The organism is Candidatus Merdisoma sp. JLR.KK006, from assembly GCF_036941035.1.
GTDB lineage: Bacteria > Bacillota > Clostridia > Lachnospirales > Lachnospiraceae > Laedolimicola.
In genome coordinates this window covers 1-249 of the sequence record NZ_JAYMNS010000108.1, presented here as the reverse complement: position 1 = coordinate 249, position 249 = coordinate 1, and the positions used below count along the sequence as shown (strand labels likewise).

The following is a 249-nucleotide window of genomic DNA, read 5'->3' as shown; positions in this document are numbered from 1 at the left end:
GTCATAGGCGTATTTACGCTCCACGCCGTTTTCATCCGTTACGGAGGTCACTCGATTCATAGGATCGTAAGTGAAATACTTATAATTGCCGTATGCGTCCTTGATTCCGGTCACTCTTCCCTTGGCATCATATTCATACTCGGTTACGGCTCCGTCCTCATTGATGACCTTTGTGATCCGTCCCAAAGCGTCGTAGGAGAACTCTACCTTGCCGCCCTCCTCGTTAATGGTCACGGTCTGGCGGTTCAG

At 50.2% G+C, this 249-nt stretch carries 1 pseudogene; it reads right to left on the bottom strand.

What is annotated here, in order from left to right:
• Positions 1-249: pseudogene (locus tag VSQ61_RS22800) on the bottom strand (RHS repeat domain-containing protein); the annotation flags it as partial.